Origin of the sequence: Nitrospirillum iridis (assembly GCF_014205765.1) — a bacterium.
Taxonomy (GTDB): Bacteria; Pseudomonadota; Alphaproteobacteria; order Azospirillales; family Azospirillaceae; genus Nitrospirillum; species Nitrospirillum iridis.
In genome coordinates this window covers 52,936-69,017 of record NZ_JACIIZ010000003.1, presented here as the reverse complement: position 1 = coordinate 69,017, position 16,082 = coordinate 52,936, and the positions used below count along the sequence as shown (strand labels likewise).

Genomic DNA, 16,082 nt, shown 5'->3' with positions numbered 1-16,082 from the left:
ACCAGCCGGTGGTTTGGCTTGCCCGGTTTCCAGTCCACCCGCGTCCTAGAGAAAGCGCCACGGGCCATGGCCCGTGGCGCCCCGTCACTTATGCTCCGGCTTGTCTTCGGCCAGGGGCTGGCCGTCGTGCAGATAGGGCGGCGCCTCGATCAGGATGAAGACGATACGGCAGGGCGTGTCGGCGCTGGGGTTGCGCCACAGATGGATGGTGCCACGCTGGATGATGATGCCACCGGCGCCCACGGTCTTCTTCGCGCCGTCGTCCAGCTCCAGTTCCACCTCGCCCGACAGGACGATGCCGTAGTCGATGCTGTTGGTGCGATGCATGGGGGAGGTGCCGCCCGGCAGCATATCCACCACCCGGATGACGGACCCGTGGTTCAGGGTGAGGCCGGCGTCGCGCAGGCGGCCGTCGGTCTCATCGTTGTTGTCGGCGGGAACCGTGGGCGTGGTCCAGATCAGCGTGAACGCGGCATCACCGGAAGGGATGCGCTTGGTCGGAAACTCATCGTCCGACTTGAAGATGGCGCGGGCGTCGGCGTCGTGCCCCGTCACCACACGGCGGACGGGGGGCAAGCCAGAGTCACTGGTCATGGTTCTGATTTCCTAGGGATGGGGCGGATCAAATGTCGGCCAGCAGGGCCGCCTGCGCCCTGGCCATCATGCCGCCCATGGTCTCGGGCGATACATGGTCCTGCTGCGCCTTGCCGATGGCGACGCTGCTTTCCACCACCAGCCGGCAGCGTTCGAAACGCCGGTCGGTGAAGGCCTGGAACGCGGCGGGCACGTCGTCATGGCGCTGCAATTCCTCCGCCAGGACCAGGGCGTCCTCCACGGCGATGCCGGCGCCGGACGCCAGGTGCGGCGTGGTGGCGTGGGACGCGTCGCCGATCAGGATGCTGCGGCCCTTGAACCAGCTTTCCTTGGGCAGCAGTACGGCCTCCAGGGGGCGGACATTGACCAGGCTGTCGGGGCCCAGGCTCTCGCGCACCGCCGCCACCGGGCCGCCGAACGGCGCCAGCAGTTCGGCCAAGCGCTTGTAGGCCGTGGCCTCATCCACCCAATGCATGGCCGGGACGTTTTCCAGCAGCCACATATACATGAGGTCCTGCGACACCGGCACCAGGCCACAGGTCACGGGCGCGCCCACGAAGAAGTGGGAGCGGTCGATCTCGGGCGGGCGCTTGGCCACCACGCGCCAGCAATACTGGCCGGTATAGGCGGGCTTGGGCGCGGCGGGGAACAGGAATTGCCGCGCCTTGGAAAAGGCGCCGTCGGCCGCCACCACGAAGTCATAGGTGCCGCTGCTGCCGTCGCTGAACCGCGCCTCCACCCGGTCGCCATGATCGGTCCATTCGGTGGCGGTCAGGCCCAGGCTGACGGTGACCCCGGCTTCCCGCGTCAGGCGGGCCAGCACCGTGTGCAGATCGGGGCGCATGATGCCCCCGGAAACCGGCAGGTCGGGCTGGATGGGCTTGTCCTGCAGGTCGGCCACGGGCGTGCCATCGGGGGTGCAGAGACGTCCGCCCTGGGTGACATGATAGCCCTGGGCCTTCAGATCCCCCAGGATCCCGAGGGTGCGGAAGGCGCGATAGGTGGGGCCCGTCACGGTGATGCCGGCGCCATAGACACGCCAGTTGGGGTCGGCCTCCACCACATGCACGGGCCAGCCGGCCCGGCGCGCGCTGATGGCGAAGGACATGCCACCGATGCCGCCGCCGAGGACGAGGATGGGCCGCCCAGCCCGGTTTTGAGGGGCGCGATCATCGCGCGCTGAGGACTGAGGCATCGCCTACTTCTCCGTTTTCTTCCCTAGTGCGCACTCTGGGGTACGTCACCGCCGATCCTAGAAGCCCCTCAGCTATTGTTAAAATTGATTTGGAAGATATCTTGTAACCTGTCCGGCAAATGGATCGCTGGCGCAACAGACGGTCTCGGGGCCAAGAGGGCAGGCGTTGCAAGGGTATGGAACTGAACTTGTCGACGGCCCGGGAGGCCCTGGCGATGGCATGGGGCCGTGTCGACAGCGGCCAGACGCTTCTTTCCAGCCCGTAGAGACATGACCGTCCTCTCCCTTTCCACCAACAGCCCGGCCTCGCGGCTGGCCACCCGGCTGGCTTTCCTGGCCGCCGGCTTCAGCCTGTCCTGCTGGGCCCCGCTGGTGCCCTACGCCAAGGCGCGCCTGGGCGTGGACGATGCGGCCTTGGGCCTGCTGCTGCTCTGCCTGGGCATCGGGTCGGTGGTGGCCATGCCCGCGACGGCGCCCTTAAGCAACCGCTACGGCACGCGGCCCGTCATCCTGGTGGGCGGCCTGGGCATGGCATTGGCCTTGCCGGCGCTGGCGACGGTCGACACCCTGATGGGCATGGCGGCGGCGCTGCTGGTCTTCGGGGCGTCGCTGGGCACCCTCGACGTCGCCATGAACGTGCATGCGACGGAAGTGGAAAGGGATGCCGACCGGCCGCTGATGTCCGGCTTCCACGGGCTGTTCAGCGTCGGCGGCTTCGCCGGGTCCGGCGGCATGACACTGCTGCTGGCCTCAGGCCTGGCGCCCTGGGCCGCCGCCTGGTTGGGCGCGGCCCTGGTCCTGGTCCTGCTGGCGCTGGCCTCCCCCCGCCTGCTCCGCACCCGCGCGGCGGAGGGGGAACGGGCCCCCCTGTTCGTGCGACCGCGCGGCATCGTCATCATGCTGGGGATCCTGGCCCTGGTCACCTTCATGACCGAGGGTGCCCTGCTCGACTGGGGCGCCCTGCTGATGACCGACCAGCGCGGCGTCGCCCCCACCCAGGCGGGCCTGGGCTACACCCTGTTTTCCTTGGCCATGACCACCGGGCGCCTGACCGGCGATCGCGTGGTGGCGATGCTGGGCGGTCGGCGGGTCCTGCTGTGGGGGGGCGTCGCGACGATCGCCGGGCTGGCCGTGCTGCTGCTGTCCCCCTGGACGCCCCTGGCCTTCTCCAGCTTCCTGCTGATCGGCGCCGGGGCGGCCAATCTGGTGCCGGTGTTGTTCAGCGCCGCCGGACGCCAGCGGGTGATGCCGCCGGCGCTGGCCGTGGCCGGGATGACGGCGACCGGCTATGCCGGCATGCTGGGCGGGCCGGCGCTGATCGGTTTCATCGCCCGGGGATTGGGCCTACCGGCCGCCTTCACCCTGTTGAGCGGGTTGATGCTGCTGGTGCCCCTGTCGGCCGGGCTGGTGGGCCGGGTCGATGATCAGGCGCAGTCCTGATCGGCGGCGGCCAGCACCTCCCGCACCACGGTATGCAACTGGCGGCCAAACAGCGGCTTGTACAGGATGGCGGCGGGGTGATCGGTCCTGATCCGCTCCAGCGTCGCCGGCTCGCGGGATGCGGTGATGAAAATGACCTTGGAACCAACGAGTTCGTGGATGGCCAGCGCGGCATCCACGCCGTCGCCGGCCCCCTTCAGCCGCATGTCCATCAGCACCAGGCGGGGCCGGTTGGCCTGGGCCAGGGCGATGGCCTCGGCAGCGGTGGCGGCGGTGCCGCACACTTTGAGGCCCATATCACGGATCTGGATGCTGAGGGTTTCGGCGATCAGAAATTCGTCATCCACCACCAGGACGCAATCTTCCAGGGCATTCATGACGCCACCATCGGTGTGGGCAGCAGGATGTCGGCCCGGGTCCCTTTATCAAACCGCATCGCTATTGTTCCATCCAGCTGTGCCACCAGTCCCTTGACCAGGGTGCCGCCCAGGCCGCGTCTATAGCCGCCCGGTTCCTCCGCCATCGCCGGCCCGTGTCCGTTCGACAGTGAGGGGACGCCGTCGTCCGCCACCACCACAAGGACGCCGCCCTCCCCCTGCGGCCGCATACGCAGCGTAATGGTCCCGGTCCCGTTGGGGAAGGCATGTTTCAGCGAATTGGTAATCAGTTCGGTCACCAGCAAGCCCAGCGGAATGGCGAAATCCAAATTGACCGTCAGCGGGCAGACGTCGATATCCAGCGTCACCCCCTCGTCCGCCCCCGCCTGCAGGATGTTGGTGGCGAGTTCATCCAGGAAAGGTGCGATATCGAAGGTCTGTAGGTCGGGGGAGGCCATCAACTGCTGATGCACCAGCCCCAGGGCATACACACGGCTGCGCAACCCCATCAGAGCCTGACGCGCGTTCGGGTCCGTCAACTGCGCGGCCTGCATCATGACCAATCCATCAATCACTTGCAGATTGTTCTTCACCCGATGATAGACCTCGCGCAGAAGCAGGTCGCGCTGCTTCAACGCCGCGGTGCGTTCTGCCACCACGACTTCCAGATCCGCCTTGGCCTCGCGCAGCGCCGCCTCCGCCGTTGCCCTCTCGGTCACGTCGATCAGCACGCTGGTGGCGCGGGTGGGCGTCCAGGTGACGGGGTCGCGCGCCACGATGGCACTGCGGTGGGAAAACCAGATCCACTGATCCGATCCCCCGCCCGTGTCCAGCTCCCCACCCGGATCCCCGTCGGCCCGGCGTACGCGGTACTGCACCTGGACCAGTTCCGCCGCCCCCGTCTGCAAGAGGCGCAAGCCCCCCGCCCGCTCCTCCCGGTCGTCGGGGTGGATCCAATCGGCCCAGGCGGCGTATTCGGGGCCGGCCATGGGGAACCAGGTTTCCGCCGGCAGGGTGCCGCCCGTCACCTCCGCCGTGCGCCGGTCCACCCAACACAGGCCCCGGGCCAAGTCCATTTCCCAGATGCCCAGCTTGGCGCCCTCCGCCGCCAGACGCAGGCGGGTCTCGCTTTCCCTCAGGGCCAGGGCGGTTTTGTGCATGGTGTCGATATCTTCGACCACCGCCAGCATCAGGGGCGGCAGACGGGCGCCGGCCTTGCGCACCAGGGTGGCGGACACGCGGCCCCAGACAGGCGACCCGTTCCGGCGCCGGAACCGTAGTTCGCGCACATAGACGCTGATCTCGCCCGACAGCAGGCGCGCGAATTCCAGGCCCTCGGCCGTGCGATCCTCCGCCCACAGCAGGGACGACCAATCCACCCGCGTGGCCAGTTCGGCCGGGTCATAGCCCAGCATGCCGGCAAAGGCGGTGTTCACCCGCAGCAGCCGTCCCGTTTGCGGATTGACCTGCACCTTGCCCACGGCGGCCGCCTCAAAGCTGGCGCGGTACTCCGCCTCGCTGCTGGCCAGCGCGTCCAGCGCCGCCGCCCGTTCGGCGAGCGCGGCCGTCAGCCGGGTATTGGCGGCGCTCAGTTCCGCCGTGCGCTCGGCCACCCTGCGCTCCAGGTCGGAATTGGCGGCCAGCACCTTGGCCTCGCTGTCGCGCAACAAGGCGGCGGTCCGTTCCTGCTCTTCAATCGTGCGGCTCAGTTGGGCATTCAGGCGGCTCAGCTGCGCTGGAGTGGGCAGGGCGAGAACCCGCGGCACCAGGGGCCACAGCATGGCGGCGGTGGCCACGGACAGCAGCGCCGTCATCCCCTTTACCACGCCCTCCGCCCCATAGGCCGGCACCCAGAGCGTCATGATGGAAAGGATGTGGGTCAGACCGCAGGCCAGGATGAAGGCCACGAACAGATGCCCCACCCAGCGGTAGGCCAGATCGTCGCGTCGGCGCACGAACCAGGCCAGGGTCAGGGGGATGGAGAAATAGGACAAGCCGATGATGGCATCCGACCCGGCATGCAGCCAGATGAGACCCGGCAGCCAACTGAGGCAAAAGCCGTGCGGCGTCAGGCCGGACGGGTCCAGCAGCCAATCCGAAATGGTCATGAAGCCGCCCTCCGCCGCAGGGACCGCCGAGGTATGCGCGCCGGACGGCCGCTAAACCTGGGCGAGCATCAGACGGTGGCGCGGCACCTGGCGACCGTCAAGTCGTGCATTGGATCACATAAGCCCCGCCATACGCGAAAGACGAGGCGGCGTCTCCGTCGCCGGCAGCGGCCTTCCCTCCTGTCGCGCCAATCTGTCCAGCAGCGGAAACTGGGGGTCGCCCAGCCAGGCGCGGACGGCGGCGACATCGGCCAGGGCGTATGGGGCGGCCGTCGCCTGCTCTGGCCGGCCCACCTTGACGGCGACCCCACCCAGCCTATGGACGCTCTCAAACGCGTGTTCGTCGGGCACGTCGTCGCCAATGAAGATGGGCCGGCGCCCCTTGAAAGGCTCCGTCGCCATGAAGCGGCCCACGGCGTCGCCCTTCAGTGCCTGGGCCGGCATCAGTTCCACCCCGACATTGCCCTCCACGATGCGATAGCCCGGGGGCAGGCCGGGTAGCGCCGCCTTGGCCAACCGGGTGACCTCGTCCAGCGTGCCGGGCGCCGGCCCGGTATGGATGGCCAGCACCGGCCCCTTGCGCTCGATGACGATGCTCCGGACATGGCCGAATTCCGCGTGCGCGCGCGCCGCGAGGGCGGCCAGGGCCGGCGGTTCCGGTGCGGCGACCGCCGGATCCGCCGGCGACAGGCGCATCTCGATGCCGAACAGGCCGCCGGCGCGCAACCGCATGGGCTGGAACAAAGTGTCGATGGACGCCAGCGAGCGACCGCTGATCACCGCCACCGCCCCACCCAAGCGGCGATCCAGGCGGGTCAGCAGGTCCCGCAGGTCCTGGTCCACCACCACCCCGGTCGGGTCCCTGTGGTGTTCCAGCAGCGTGCCGTCGATATCCAGGAACAGGGCCCAACCGTCGCCGGCGGCCGGCGCCGGGGCGGTTGGGGGCGGGCTGTCAGTAATGGCTGGGCTCAACGTTCTTTCCCTTCCCCATGCCGACCAGGCGCACCACGTTGCGGCCCAGGCCGTGGCGCCCGGACTGCTGCTTGGCCAGCTTGGCCGTGACATGGGCGGTATGGTGGCGTTTGCGGAGGCGGGCGCCGTCCAGCAGCATGTTGCCCGCCCAGCGGTAGATGTTGTTTTCGCGCACCGTCTCGCGCATGCGGCGCATCCGCTCGCGCTGTTCCTCAGGCGACATGGTCAGGCCGCGCAGCAGCGCGTCGGCCATCCCGGAGGTGTCGTAGGGGTTGATGATGATGCTTTCGGGAAGTTCCTTGGAAGCCCCGGCGAAGCTGCTGAGCACCAGCACGCCCTGCTCATCCTCCCGCGCCGCGACGAATTCCTTGGCCACCAGGTTCATGCCGTCGTGCAGGCTGGTGACCATGCACAGGTCGGCGGCGCGCAGCAGGCCGTAGACCTCATCCTTGCCATAGGACTCATTGAGCATGTGGATGGGCTGATAGCCGTCGCGACCATAGCGGGCGTTCAATTCATCCACATAGTCCAGGCATTCCCGCTGGCATTGCTGGTACGCCGGCAGCGCCGTGCGGCTGGGGGCCGCCACCTGCAGCATCACCAGGCGGCCGATCCATTCTGGCTGACGCTTGAACAGTTCCTCCACGGCACGGAAGCGGTCGATGATGCCCTTGGTGTAGTCGAACCGCTCCACCCCGACGCACAGCTTCACATGCGTGGGCAGGTTGAAGCGCTCGAAGATGGCACGGCGGCAGGCAGCCACGGGCGGCTGGCGGGAAAGCGACGCCGGCGGCCATTCGATGGAGATGGGATGGGCGTGGACGTGGGTGGTGTGGCCACCAAAGGTGACGGCGGCGGCATCGCGCTCGATCCGGCTTTCCAGGAAGCGGTCCACCGTCTCGATGAAGTTGTTGCAGTAGTACTGGGTGTGGAATCCCACCACCGAACTGCCCAACAGGCCGTCCAGGATCCGTTCCCGCCAGGGGCAGATGCCGAAGATCTCGGCGTTGGGCCAGGGAATGTGCCAGAAGGTGATGATGCCGGCGTCCGGCAGCCGCTCCCGGATCATCCGGGGCAGCAGGGCGAAGTGATAATCCTGGATCAGGACCACCGGCCGCTCGTCCCGCGCCTCCTCCACCACCACGTCGGCGAAGCGGCGGTTCACGGCCTCATAAGCCGCCCAGTCGTCGGCGTTGAAGCTGGGCCGGGTGAAGGCGACATGGCACAGTGGCCAAAGGCCATCATTGGAAAAGCCGTAATAATAGTGCTTCTCCTCCGCCTCGCTGAGCCAAACGCGGCGCAGGGTGTAGGACGGATTGTCGGGTGGCACGGCGATGCGGTCGTCCCCATCCACCGTCAGGCGGTCGGCAGACCCGCTGCCATGGGCGATCCAGGTGCCGGAACAGGCGCGCATCACGGGATCCAGGGCCGCCACCAGCCCCCCGGCCGGCGCGCGCAGCTTGACCCCGCCCCCTTCCTCCAGGTCGTGGATGAAGGGTTCCCGGTTGGACACAACGATGACCTGCGCGCCTGGCAGTTCCGTCTTCAGCAGGTGGCGCAACATGTCCGGCGTCCAGGTCCCCAAACGGTCCGTGGCGATGCCCTCGCCCGGAGAGGAGGAGCGCAACGCGCGCCGGGCGACATGGGCCGCGCGCGCGCCGGCCACGGGGGGCTCAGCCGCCGGGGCCTGGGCCGCCCTCACCTGACGGCGGGTTTCCTCATACGTGGGAATGGTGGCCTCGTCCATCGCCGGGGGCCGGCTGCGGCTCCAGCGCAGCAGCAGGGCGGTGGAAAGGATAAGTGCGGCAACGGATAAGAGTAGGCTGGCCCCCACCAGGTAGACGGCGGCGGGCTCCTGCGTCAGCAACGCACCCAAATCGATGTCCATCATGGTGATGCACCCATACCTAGCGGTTAAGAAGGTTATGACCTGGTATTATGATCACGAATATCCGGTCATATATCGCGCGGGCCGAACGGATATAGGCGTATCGGCCATTTCTACTGGTTAACGCTTCAATATTCTTATATTAATTCTAGAGTCGAGATTGTGTTCCAAAAAAGGCGCCGGGGATAAAGCCAGAACAGCAAAAACGCTTAGGCCCGCGCAAGCAGCCCCCGCCGGTCACGAGCGAACGATCAGGGGCACCAGCCCCTCCTCATGGTCGGCGATGGAGGCGATGACCTGCCCGCCGACGCGTTGGAAGGAAAGGTCCACGGTGTGTTCCCCCACCGTCACCCGGCGGACCGTCAGCTGATCGATACCGATGGGCAACTTGGGCCGGTTGACATGGATTTCGCCCCGCCAGCCATCCACCTCGATGCCCAGGCAGGCTTGCAGCAGCATGAAAACGGCGCCGGCCGCCCAGGCCTGGGGCACACAGGCCACTGGATAGGCGATGGGCGTTTCCCCCTGTTCCCGCGGGAATCCACAGAACAGCTCTGGCAGGCGCATGCCGAAACGCACCGCCGCCTCGAACGTGTCGCTCATCAGCCTCACCACGCCGGCGCGCACGCCGTAGCGGGCCAGACCGGCGGCGCAAATCGCGGTGTCGTGCGGCCAGACAGACCCGTTGTGGTAGGACATGGGATTGAAGCAGGCCTCGGTATCCGCCAGCGTGCGGATGCCCCAACCGGTGTGGAAGGATCCGGCCAGCAACTGGTCGGCCACCCGCTGCGCCCGTTCCGGCGAGGGCAGGCCCACGAACAGCAGATGCCCGACGTTGGAGGCGCGCACGCGGCAGGGCCGGCCCCTGCCATCCAGCGCCAGGGCGTAGAAGCCCATGTCCTCCATCCAGAAATGGGTTTCCACCGCCTGGCGCAGGGCCTCGGCCCGCTGCTGCCAATAGGTGGCCTGCGCGTCCTCTCCCCGGCGGGTGGCCAGGCGCGCCAGGCCGCAATAGGCGGCATAGACATAGCCCTGGACCTCGACAAGCGCGATGGGCCCCTCGGGCAGGCTACCGTCGGCATGCTGGATGCTGTCGAAGCTGTCCTTCCAACCCTGGTTGGCCAAGCCCGATTCCTCCGCGCGCTGATAGTCGACGAATCCGTCGCCGTTCTGGTCCCCCGCCCCCTCCATCCACGCCGCCGCGGCGCAAAGGGACGGCCACAACTGGTCGATGAAGGCCATGTCGCCGGTACGGTCGGCATAGACCGACGCCAAGTAGATGTAGAGTGGGGTGGTATCGACACTGCCGTAGTAGCGGCCGAAGGGCAGCTCGCGCAGCACCGCCATTTCCCCCTTGCGCGTCTCGTGCAGGATTTTGCCCGGCTGGGCATCACTGAAGGGGGCCGTCTCCGTCGCCTGGTGGGTGGCGAGAAAGGCCAGGACCCCCCTGGCCAACCGGGGGTTCAGCCACATCATCTGCAAGGCCGAGATGATGCCGTCGCGGCCGAAGGCGGTGGAGAACCAGGGAATGCCGGCATAGGGATAGGGCCCCGTCGCCAGTTCCGTCGTCAACAGGGCGGTATCGGCCTGGGCCCGCGCCAGCCAGTCGTTGAACACCCGGCCGGAGCTGTAGACGCTGGCGCCACGCCGACGCTTGGTGCGCATCTCCAGCCGGGCCCGCACGGCGGCGGCACGGAACCGCACCCGGCTGGGCGTGGCGGTGCGCTCCGTCCCCACCTCGATGTACAGGACATGCCGCCCTCGGGTGGGCAAGGTGACGTTGAAAACGGCGCGATCGCCCTGCAAGCGGTCGGGCGCCTGGGAAAAGGACAGGTTGGACTGGCGCGTCACATGGTCCAGCCCCTCATAGCTGAGCGTCACGCCATCGCCCGAGAGCTGGGCCTCATGCGTACGGCCGCGTAGCGGGCGGGTGGATCCCCGAACCTCGAACATGTCGCGGAAATCCGCGGCGAAGATGAAGGCCAGCGGTACCACGATGTCGCTGCCGCCGAAATTGGACAGGGTCACCCGCTCATACATCCGGTTCTGCCAGAGAATGCGCGTGCGCTCGATATGGATGACGCCCCACAGGGTCATGCCGCCACCGGCGGCGGGCATGGGCACATTGGTGCTGTTGGCGGTGAACAGGATGTTGTCCTCGCTGAGCGAGGCGCCCAGCAGCGAGGGTTCCTTGTCCGCGATGCGCAACTGGTAGCGGGACAGGATACGGGTGTCATCCACGAACAGGCCGTCGCCCTGTCCCTGGATGTCGCCATGGGCGTCGGCCACGACGAAGCAGTCGCCATGCTTCAGCGCGAACAGGCGAAAGGTTTCCCGCGGACCACTGCCGTCAGGGCCGGCCAGACCGATCGCCGGGTCCAGCTGTCGTTCATCAAGGACTGCCATGGGATTCTCGCGAGGTGCCGGACGGGGTCAAAGCGATGTGTGGGCCACGGCGCGGGCGCCGGTCGCGCTGCCGTCCCTCATCAGGACCTCGTAGGCGGCCACATAGGTGCGGGCCATGGCCGTGGCGGAAAAGCGTCGTTCGAACACCTGTCGGATACGGGCGCGATCCAGCGTCCGGGCCCGCGCGACCGCGTCCACCGCCTCCTCAATTGAGGTGACGACAAAGCCGGTGACGCCCTGGTCGATGATCTCCGGCATGGCGCCATTGTCCCAGGCGATGACGGGGGTGCCGCAGGCGAACGCCTCGATCACCACCAGGCCGAAGGGTTCGGGCCAATCAATGGGCAACAGCAGGGCCGCGGCATCCCCCAGGAAGTCCGGCTTCTGGTCATCGGTGATCTCGCCCACATGGCGGATGGTCTTGCCATCGATCCGGGGCTCCACTTGCTCGTGGAAATAGGTCCGGTCATCGTCCCCAACCTTGGCCGCCAACCTCAGCGGCAGGCCGGCGCGTTCGGCGATATCGATGGCGCGATCCGGCCGCTTGTCGCGCGAAAAGCGGCCCAGGAAGGCCAGATAGCCGCCGCTGCCGCCCGGCCGTCCCTGGGGTGGGCGATACAGGTCCGGCGGCAGGCCGTGATGGACGGTGGCCAGCCAATTGGCGTCCGCCAAGGGCCGCCGCTGCCGGTCGGAGATGGAGATCATGGGATAGCGCGGCCACAAGCGATAGGCCGGCGCCAGATCGGCATAATCGAGCCGCCCGTGCGGCGTGGTCACCGTGCGCTGGACGCATTCCCCGAAAAAGGGGAAGTGCAGGAAGTGGCTGAGGTGGAAGTGAAGGACATCAAAATCGTCCGCCCGGCGGCGCACCTGCTCCAGCATGGCCAGATGGGCCGCCACCGGCGACTTCAGAGGCGCGTCGTCCAGCCACAGGGCCTTGGGCCGCATGGGCGCCAGCGTCGCCTTGGTCCGGGACTCACCGCTGGCGAACAGGGTGACGTCGTGCCCCAGGCCCACCAGCGCGTCGGTCAAATAAGCTATTACCCTTTCCGTACCACCATAGTACGTCGGCGGCACCGATTCATAAAGGGGGGCGATTTGCGCAATCCTCATCGATGGAATTTCCCCAAATCGATGACAGAGAATCGGCGGATTCAGACACAAATATTATGTGTGCACCGCCGAAATGACGCATCAAACCTAACACTGACCGTTAGGCGCAACCATAATTCTTAGTGAATAGGGCAATGGTCCAGCAGCCGGAGCGGCGGATTTAACAAATCCACCAAGCCCTAGCCCTTTGGCCTAGGGCTTGCCACTTTGACCGGCCTCAGGCGCCGGCGGCAACCTTCGCCTTGGGCGCGTAGCGCTGGCGGACACCGTCGTCGGCGGCGGGGCCGGCCATCAGGCGGAAGTCACGGCTGGTGGCGGGCTTGCCGCTGGCGCGGTCGACCAGCATCAGGTCGGCGGGCAGGCCGGTGACCGTGTCGACCAATTGCACGGCCGGCCCCTCGGGCGCGAAATGGCGGTTGCCCCAGGCCAGCAGCGCCAGCATGACCTCGCGGAAATCACGGCCCCGCTCCGTCAGCACATACTCATGCCGGGGTGGCCGTTCGCTGTATTGCCGCTTTTCCATCAGGCCGGCATCGACCAGGGCCGCCAGACGGCGGGTCAGCATGTTGGGGGCGATATCCAGGCTTTTCTGGAACTGGTCGAAACGCGTCAGGCCATGGAAGGCGTCGCGCAGGATCAGGATGCTCCACCACTCCCCCACCCGTTCCAGGCTGCGGGCTATGGGGCAAGTCAGGTCTTCAAAGCTCTTGCGCTGCATGGGGCCGGCCTTCAGGCACAGCGGAAGATGGTTCCGCGACTATCATCGTGCAAGCATATGGCCGCCGCAGCCCCCTGCGCAAGGGCTTCCCGTCACCGCTCCCCCTGGGCACAGGTGTCAGAACCGCAAACCCTGGAACCAGCGGAACAGGGACTGCACGCTGGTGAACAGGCGCCCCACACCGATGGCGTCCATCCACTCCTGCCAGGTCTGGACCCAGCCGGACAGTTGGTCGGTAAAGGCGTTGATGGGCAGGCCATTGACCCAGTCGCCCAGCGGCTTGGCCCCCAGGACCAGCGCCACCAGCGACGCCGACGCCAAGGACAGGACGACGGACCGCAGGCGGGCGGGCGCCGCGCCGTCGATCACCTCGGCGGGATTGTAGCGGGGGCGCGGCGATGGCCGTCCGATGGGCGGGGGGGTGGTGCGCATAGATCGTCGCCCCTCAGAACTGGAAGTAGATGAACGGCGCCACGCCATCCGGCGCGCAGGCCTGGATCAGCACCACGGCAAGGCCCACGGCCGCGCCCCAGGCGGCCAGGGGCAGGCGGCGCACGGCCTCTTCGATACGGGCCAGACGATCGGCCGGCAAGAACTGGGACGCCAGCGCACCCGCGATCAAGGTGGCGGCCAGCGGCGTGATGGCGGTGGGCGGCATGGTCCAGCGGCCGAAGCCCGCCAGGAAGCGTCCCGCCAAATCCAAGGTGGGCGCGCGGAAGAAGATCCAGGTGAAACAGACGAAATGGAAGGTGGCGGCGATAGCCAACCCACGGCGCCACCCCTTGAACGCCGGCGCTTCCCACTCACCCATGGTCAGGGCCCGGACCTTGTTCACCAGATGCTCCGCCACCAACATGCCGCCGTGCAGCGCGCCCCAGATGACGAAGGTCCAGTTGGCGCCGTGCCACAGGCCGCCCAGCAGCATGGTGATCATCAGGTTGCGGCAGTGATTCCACGTACCGCCCCGGTTGCCACCCAAGGGGATGTAGAGATAGTCACGCAGCCAGGACGACAGGGAGATGTGCCAACGCCGCCAGAACTCCCGCAACGAGGCGGAGCGGTAGGGCTGGTTGAAGTTCTGGGGGAAGCGAAAGCCCAGAAGGGCCGCCAGGCCGATGGCGATGTCGGTATAGGCGCTGAAGTCGCAATAGATCTGCAGGGCGTAGCCATAGGTGGCCAGCAACAGGTCCAGGGCGCCGTACCGGTCGGGATCCATGAACACGGCGTCCACCAGGTCGGTCGCCAGGTAATTGGCCACCACGACCTTCTTGAACAGCCCCCCCAGGATCAGCAGATAGGCGCGCGTGGCGCGGATGTCGTCCGGTTCCGGCCGCTCCCCGATCTGTGGCAGGAAGTGGGAGGCGCGGACGATGGGGCCGGCCACCAGTTGCGGGAAGAAGGAGATGTAGAGCACCAGCTGCATCAGCCCGGCCGGCCGCTTCAGCGTGCCGCGGTAGAGGTCCACCAGGTAGGAGATGCCGTGGAAGGTGAAGAAGGAGATGCCGACCGGCACCACCATGTCCAGGAAGCCGACGCGGACCGGCAAGCCCAGCAGCGTCAGGGTATCGTTGGCCGCATGGCTGGCGAAGTCGGCGTACTTGAAAAAGCCCAGCAGGCCCAGGTTCACCGCCACCGCCAGCGATACCGCCAGCTTGGCGCCGCGCGGCGTCGACTGGCGCAAGATGACATGGCCGGCCGCGTAATTGAACAGCGTGCTGCCCGCCAGCAGGAACAGATAGCGCCAGTCCCACCAGCCATAGAAGACATAGCTGGCGGCCGACAGCAAGGCGACGCGCGCGCGCGGCCAGCGCACCAGGGCCCAGGCAAGGGCGAAGACGATCAGGAAGAACAGGCCGAAATTCAGGGTGGGGAACAGCATGAACGCACCCTTAGCGGCCGGGGACGGCGGCGGTGGCGACCGGCTGCGGCGGCGTCGCCCCTGGCTGGATGTAGCCCTGGTACTGATCCATCAGCCAGGCGAAGAAGGCGTTGGCCGTCAGGGTGTACCCCTCCGGCGTGAGATGGACATGGTCGGGCCGGGCCAACGGCACGGGCTGGCGCACCCAGCGGTCCATGCCGCAGGCCCCGGGCATCAGTTGCGCCCAATCCCAAAAGACATAGTCGCCCTTGCGGGCGCCCTGGGCCTGCAAGGCCCGCACCCGGCCCAGGGTGGGCGGGGTGTACCAGGCGCACCGGCCGGGCGGCGGCGGCGCCTCCTGGCACGGGAACACCGCGTCCTTGTCCGCGACCCTCTTGCAGGCGGCGGCTTCAGCCTGGCCGTCCAGGGGGCCCAGGACGATGACGGCCACCGGACCGGCGTTGACCCTGCGCACCGCCGCCCTGAACCGCTCCTGATAAGCGGCCAAGTCCAGGGCGGGATCGAAGCCCTCATTGGTGCCGTAAGCCAGGATGACCAGGTCCGGCTTGCGCTGGGCCAGTTCCAAGGCGACCGTATCGGGGTTCCAGCGGTCCATGGTGGTGACGCGGGCGCCGACCACGCCGGCGCTGTCCATCACCACGCCGGGCCGGGCCCGGTCCAGCGACCAGCCGGCGATGTCGACCGGGCGGGCGTCGGCGGCCACCAGCTTCAGCTGCTGCGCCTGGCCAGCGGTGGGCAGGGTGATCCATTGCGCGCTGCCGGCGGGTCCCTGGGTCGAAACCTGCCTCACCACCCGGTCGTCGATCAGCACCAGCAGGTCGCCGCCGCCCGGCTGCCGCACCACCGTGACGCCGGCGATGTCGAAGCCCAGGCCATCCTTGGGTGTCACGCTGATGGCGGCCCCCCGCGAGTGGCTGCGGGCCAGGAATCCGGTGATGCCCCAGCCCGGTGGCGACGGATCGTTGAGGCTGTTGAAATACTGCCACTTGCCTTCCTGCGTCACCGCCACGTCGGCCCGGCGGGAACCGATATAGGGTTTGCCCGCCGGCATGTAGCCGGGCCCGGCGGAGCCGAAGCGTTCCTGAAAGGCGTCCCGCAAACGCGTGGTGAAGACACCACCGGCGGTATGGCTGTCGCCCAATTGCAGGATATCGACCGTGCCACCGTGCCCAGCCTCGATGGCGGCCAGGCGCTGGAATAGCCGCTCGAAGCCGGCATTGCCGTCATAGGGCGAAGGCGCGCGCGGCGGCAGGGCCGGCGGCGCGGACCGGACGGTGGCGGCCGGCAAGCCCCCGCGCGAGGCGGGCGACGGGGCCGTGCTGCCAACGGGGGCGCCGCTGCACGCGGCGACGACGGCCAGAAGCAGCCCCAAAGGGAAAAGGCGGCGCATGC

At 67.8% G+C, this 16,082-nt stretch carries 13 protein-coding genes; 1 reads left to right on the top strand and 12 read right to left on the bottom strand.

The window, feature by feature from the left end; genetic code table 11:
• Positions 1 to 84: 84 nt before the first annotated feature.
• Complete coding sequence (locus tag FHS74_RS05740; protein ID WP_184798402.1) at positions 85 to 594, bottom strand: cupin domain-containing protein; 510 nt, start codon at positions 592 to 594, stop codon at positions 85 to 87.
• 28 nt (positions 595 to 622) lie between these two features.
• Positions 623 to 1,789 carry an FAD-dependent monooxygenase gene (locus FHS74_RS05735; RefSeq protein WP_184798400.1) on the bottom strand — a complete coding sequence of 389 codons (1,167 nt, stop codon included), beginning with the start codon at positions 1,787 to 1,789 and terminating at the stop codon, positions 623 to 625.
• 270 nt (positions 1,790 to 2,059) lie between these two features.
• On the opposite strand from FHS74_RS05735, the gene FHS74_RS05730 reads away from it, so the two are divergent.
• Positions 2,060 to 3,229 carry an MFS transporter gene (locus tag FHS74_RS05730; RefSeq protein WP_184798398.1) on the top strand — a complete coding sequence of 390 codons (1,170 nt, stop codon included), beginning with the start codon at positions 2,060 to 2,062 and terminating at the stop codon, positions 3,227 to 3,229.
• Here FHS74_RS05730 and FHS74_RS05725 read toward each other — a convergent pair.
• From FHS74_RS05725 to FHS74_RS05680, 10 genes are all read right to left on the bottom strand, one after another.
• Positions 3,214 to 3,606, bottom strand: a complete 393-nt coding sequence (locus tag FHS74_RS05725) for a response regulator (protein WP_184798396.1) — start codon at positions 3,604 to 3,606, stop codon at positions 3,214 to 3,216. The two genes, FHS74_RS05730 and FHS74_RS05725, sit on opposite strands and share 16 nt — an antisense overlap.
• Entirely contained in the window at positions 3,603 to 5,714 is a 2,112-nt protein-coding gene (locus tag FHS74_RS05720; RefSeq protein ID WP_184798395.1) for a sensor histidine kinase, read from the bottom strand. Before FHS74_RS05720 ends, FHS74_RS05725 begins: the two co-directional genes overlap by 4 nt.
• Positions 5,715 to 5,828: 114 nt before the next feature.
• Positions 5,829 to 6,686 (bottom strand): trehalose-phosphatase, encoded by an 858-nt coding sequence (otsB, locus tag FHS74_RS05715; protein ID WP_211106140.1) that lies wholly within the window; start codon positions 6,684 to 6,686, stop codon positions 5,829 to 5,831.
• Entirely contained in the window at positions 6,667 to 8,577 is a 1,911-nt protein-coding gene (locus FHS74_RS05710) for an alpha,alpha-trehalose-phosphate synthase (UDP-forming) (RefSeq protein WP_184798391.1), read from the bottom strand. Before FHS74_RS05710 ends, otsB begins: the two co-directional genes overlap by 20 nt.
• A gap of 234 nt (positions 8,578 to 8,811) precedes the next feature.
• Entirely contained in the window at positions 8,812 to 10,980 is a 2,169-nt protein-coding gene (locus FHS74_RS05705) for an amylo-alpha-1,6-glucosidase (RefSeq protein WP_184798389.1), read from the bottom strand.
• Between the two features lie 27 nt (positions 10,981 to 11,007).
• Complete coding sequence (locus tag FHS74_RS05700) at positions 11,008 to 12,093, bottom strand: glycosyltransferase family 4 protein (RefSeq protein ID WP_184798387.1); 1,086 nt, start codon at positions 12,091 to 12,093, stop codon at positions 11,008 to 11,010.
• Positions 12,094 to 12,310: 217 nt separating this feature from the next.
• On the bottom strand, positions 12,311 to 12,811 hold the full coding sequence (locus FHS74_RS05695) for a winged helix-turn-helix transcriptional regulator (RefSeq protein ID WP_184798385.1): 501 nt from the start codon (positions 12,809 to 12,811) through the stop codon (positions 12,311 to 12,313).
• 117 nt (positions 12,812 to 12,928) lie between these two features.
• Positions 12,929 to 13,243 carry a hypothetical protein gene (locus FHS74_RS05690; protein WP_184798383.1) on the bottom strand — a complete coding sequence of 105 codons (315 nt, stop codon included), beginning with the start codon at positions 13,241 to 13,243 and terminating at the stop codon, positions 12,929 to 12,931.
• 13 nt (positions 13,244 to 13,256) lie between these two features.
• On the bottom strand, positions 13,257 to 14,690 hold the full coding sequence (locus FHS74_RS05685; RefSeq protein ID WP_184798381.1) for an MBOAT family O-acyltransferase: 1,434 nt from the start codon (positions 14,688 to 14,690) through the stop codon (positions 13,257 to 13,259).
• Positions 14,691 to 14,700: 10 nt separating this feature from the next.
• Positions 14,701 to 16,080, bottom strand: a complete 1,380-nt coding sequence (locus FHS74_RS05680; RefSeq protein WP_184798379.1) for a GDSL-type esterase/lipase family protein — start codon at positions 16,078 to 16,080, stop codon at positions 14,701 to 14,703.
• Positions 16,081 to 16,082 lie beyond the last annotated feature (2 nt).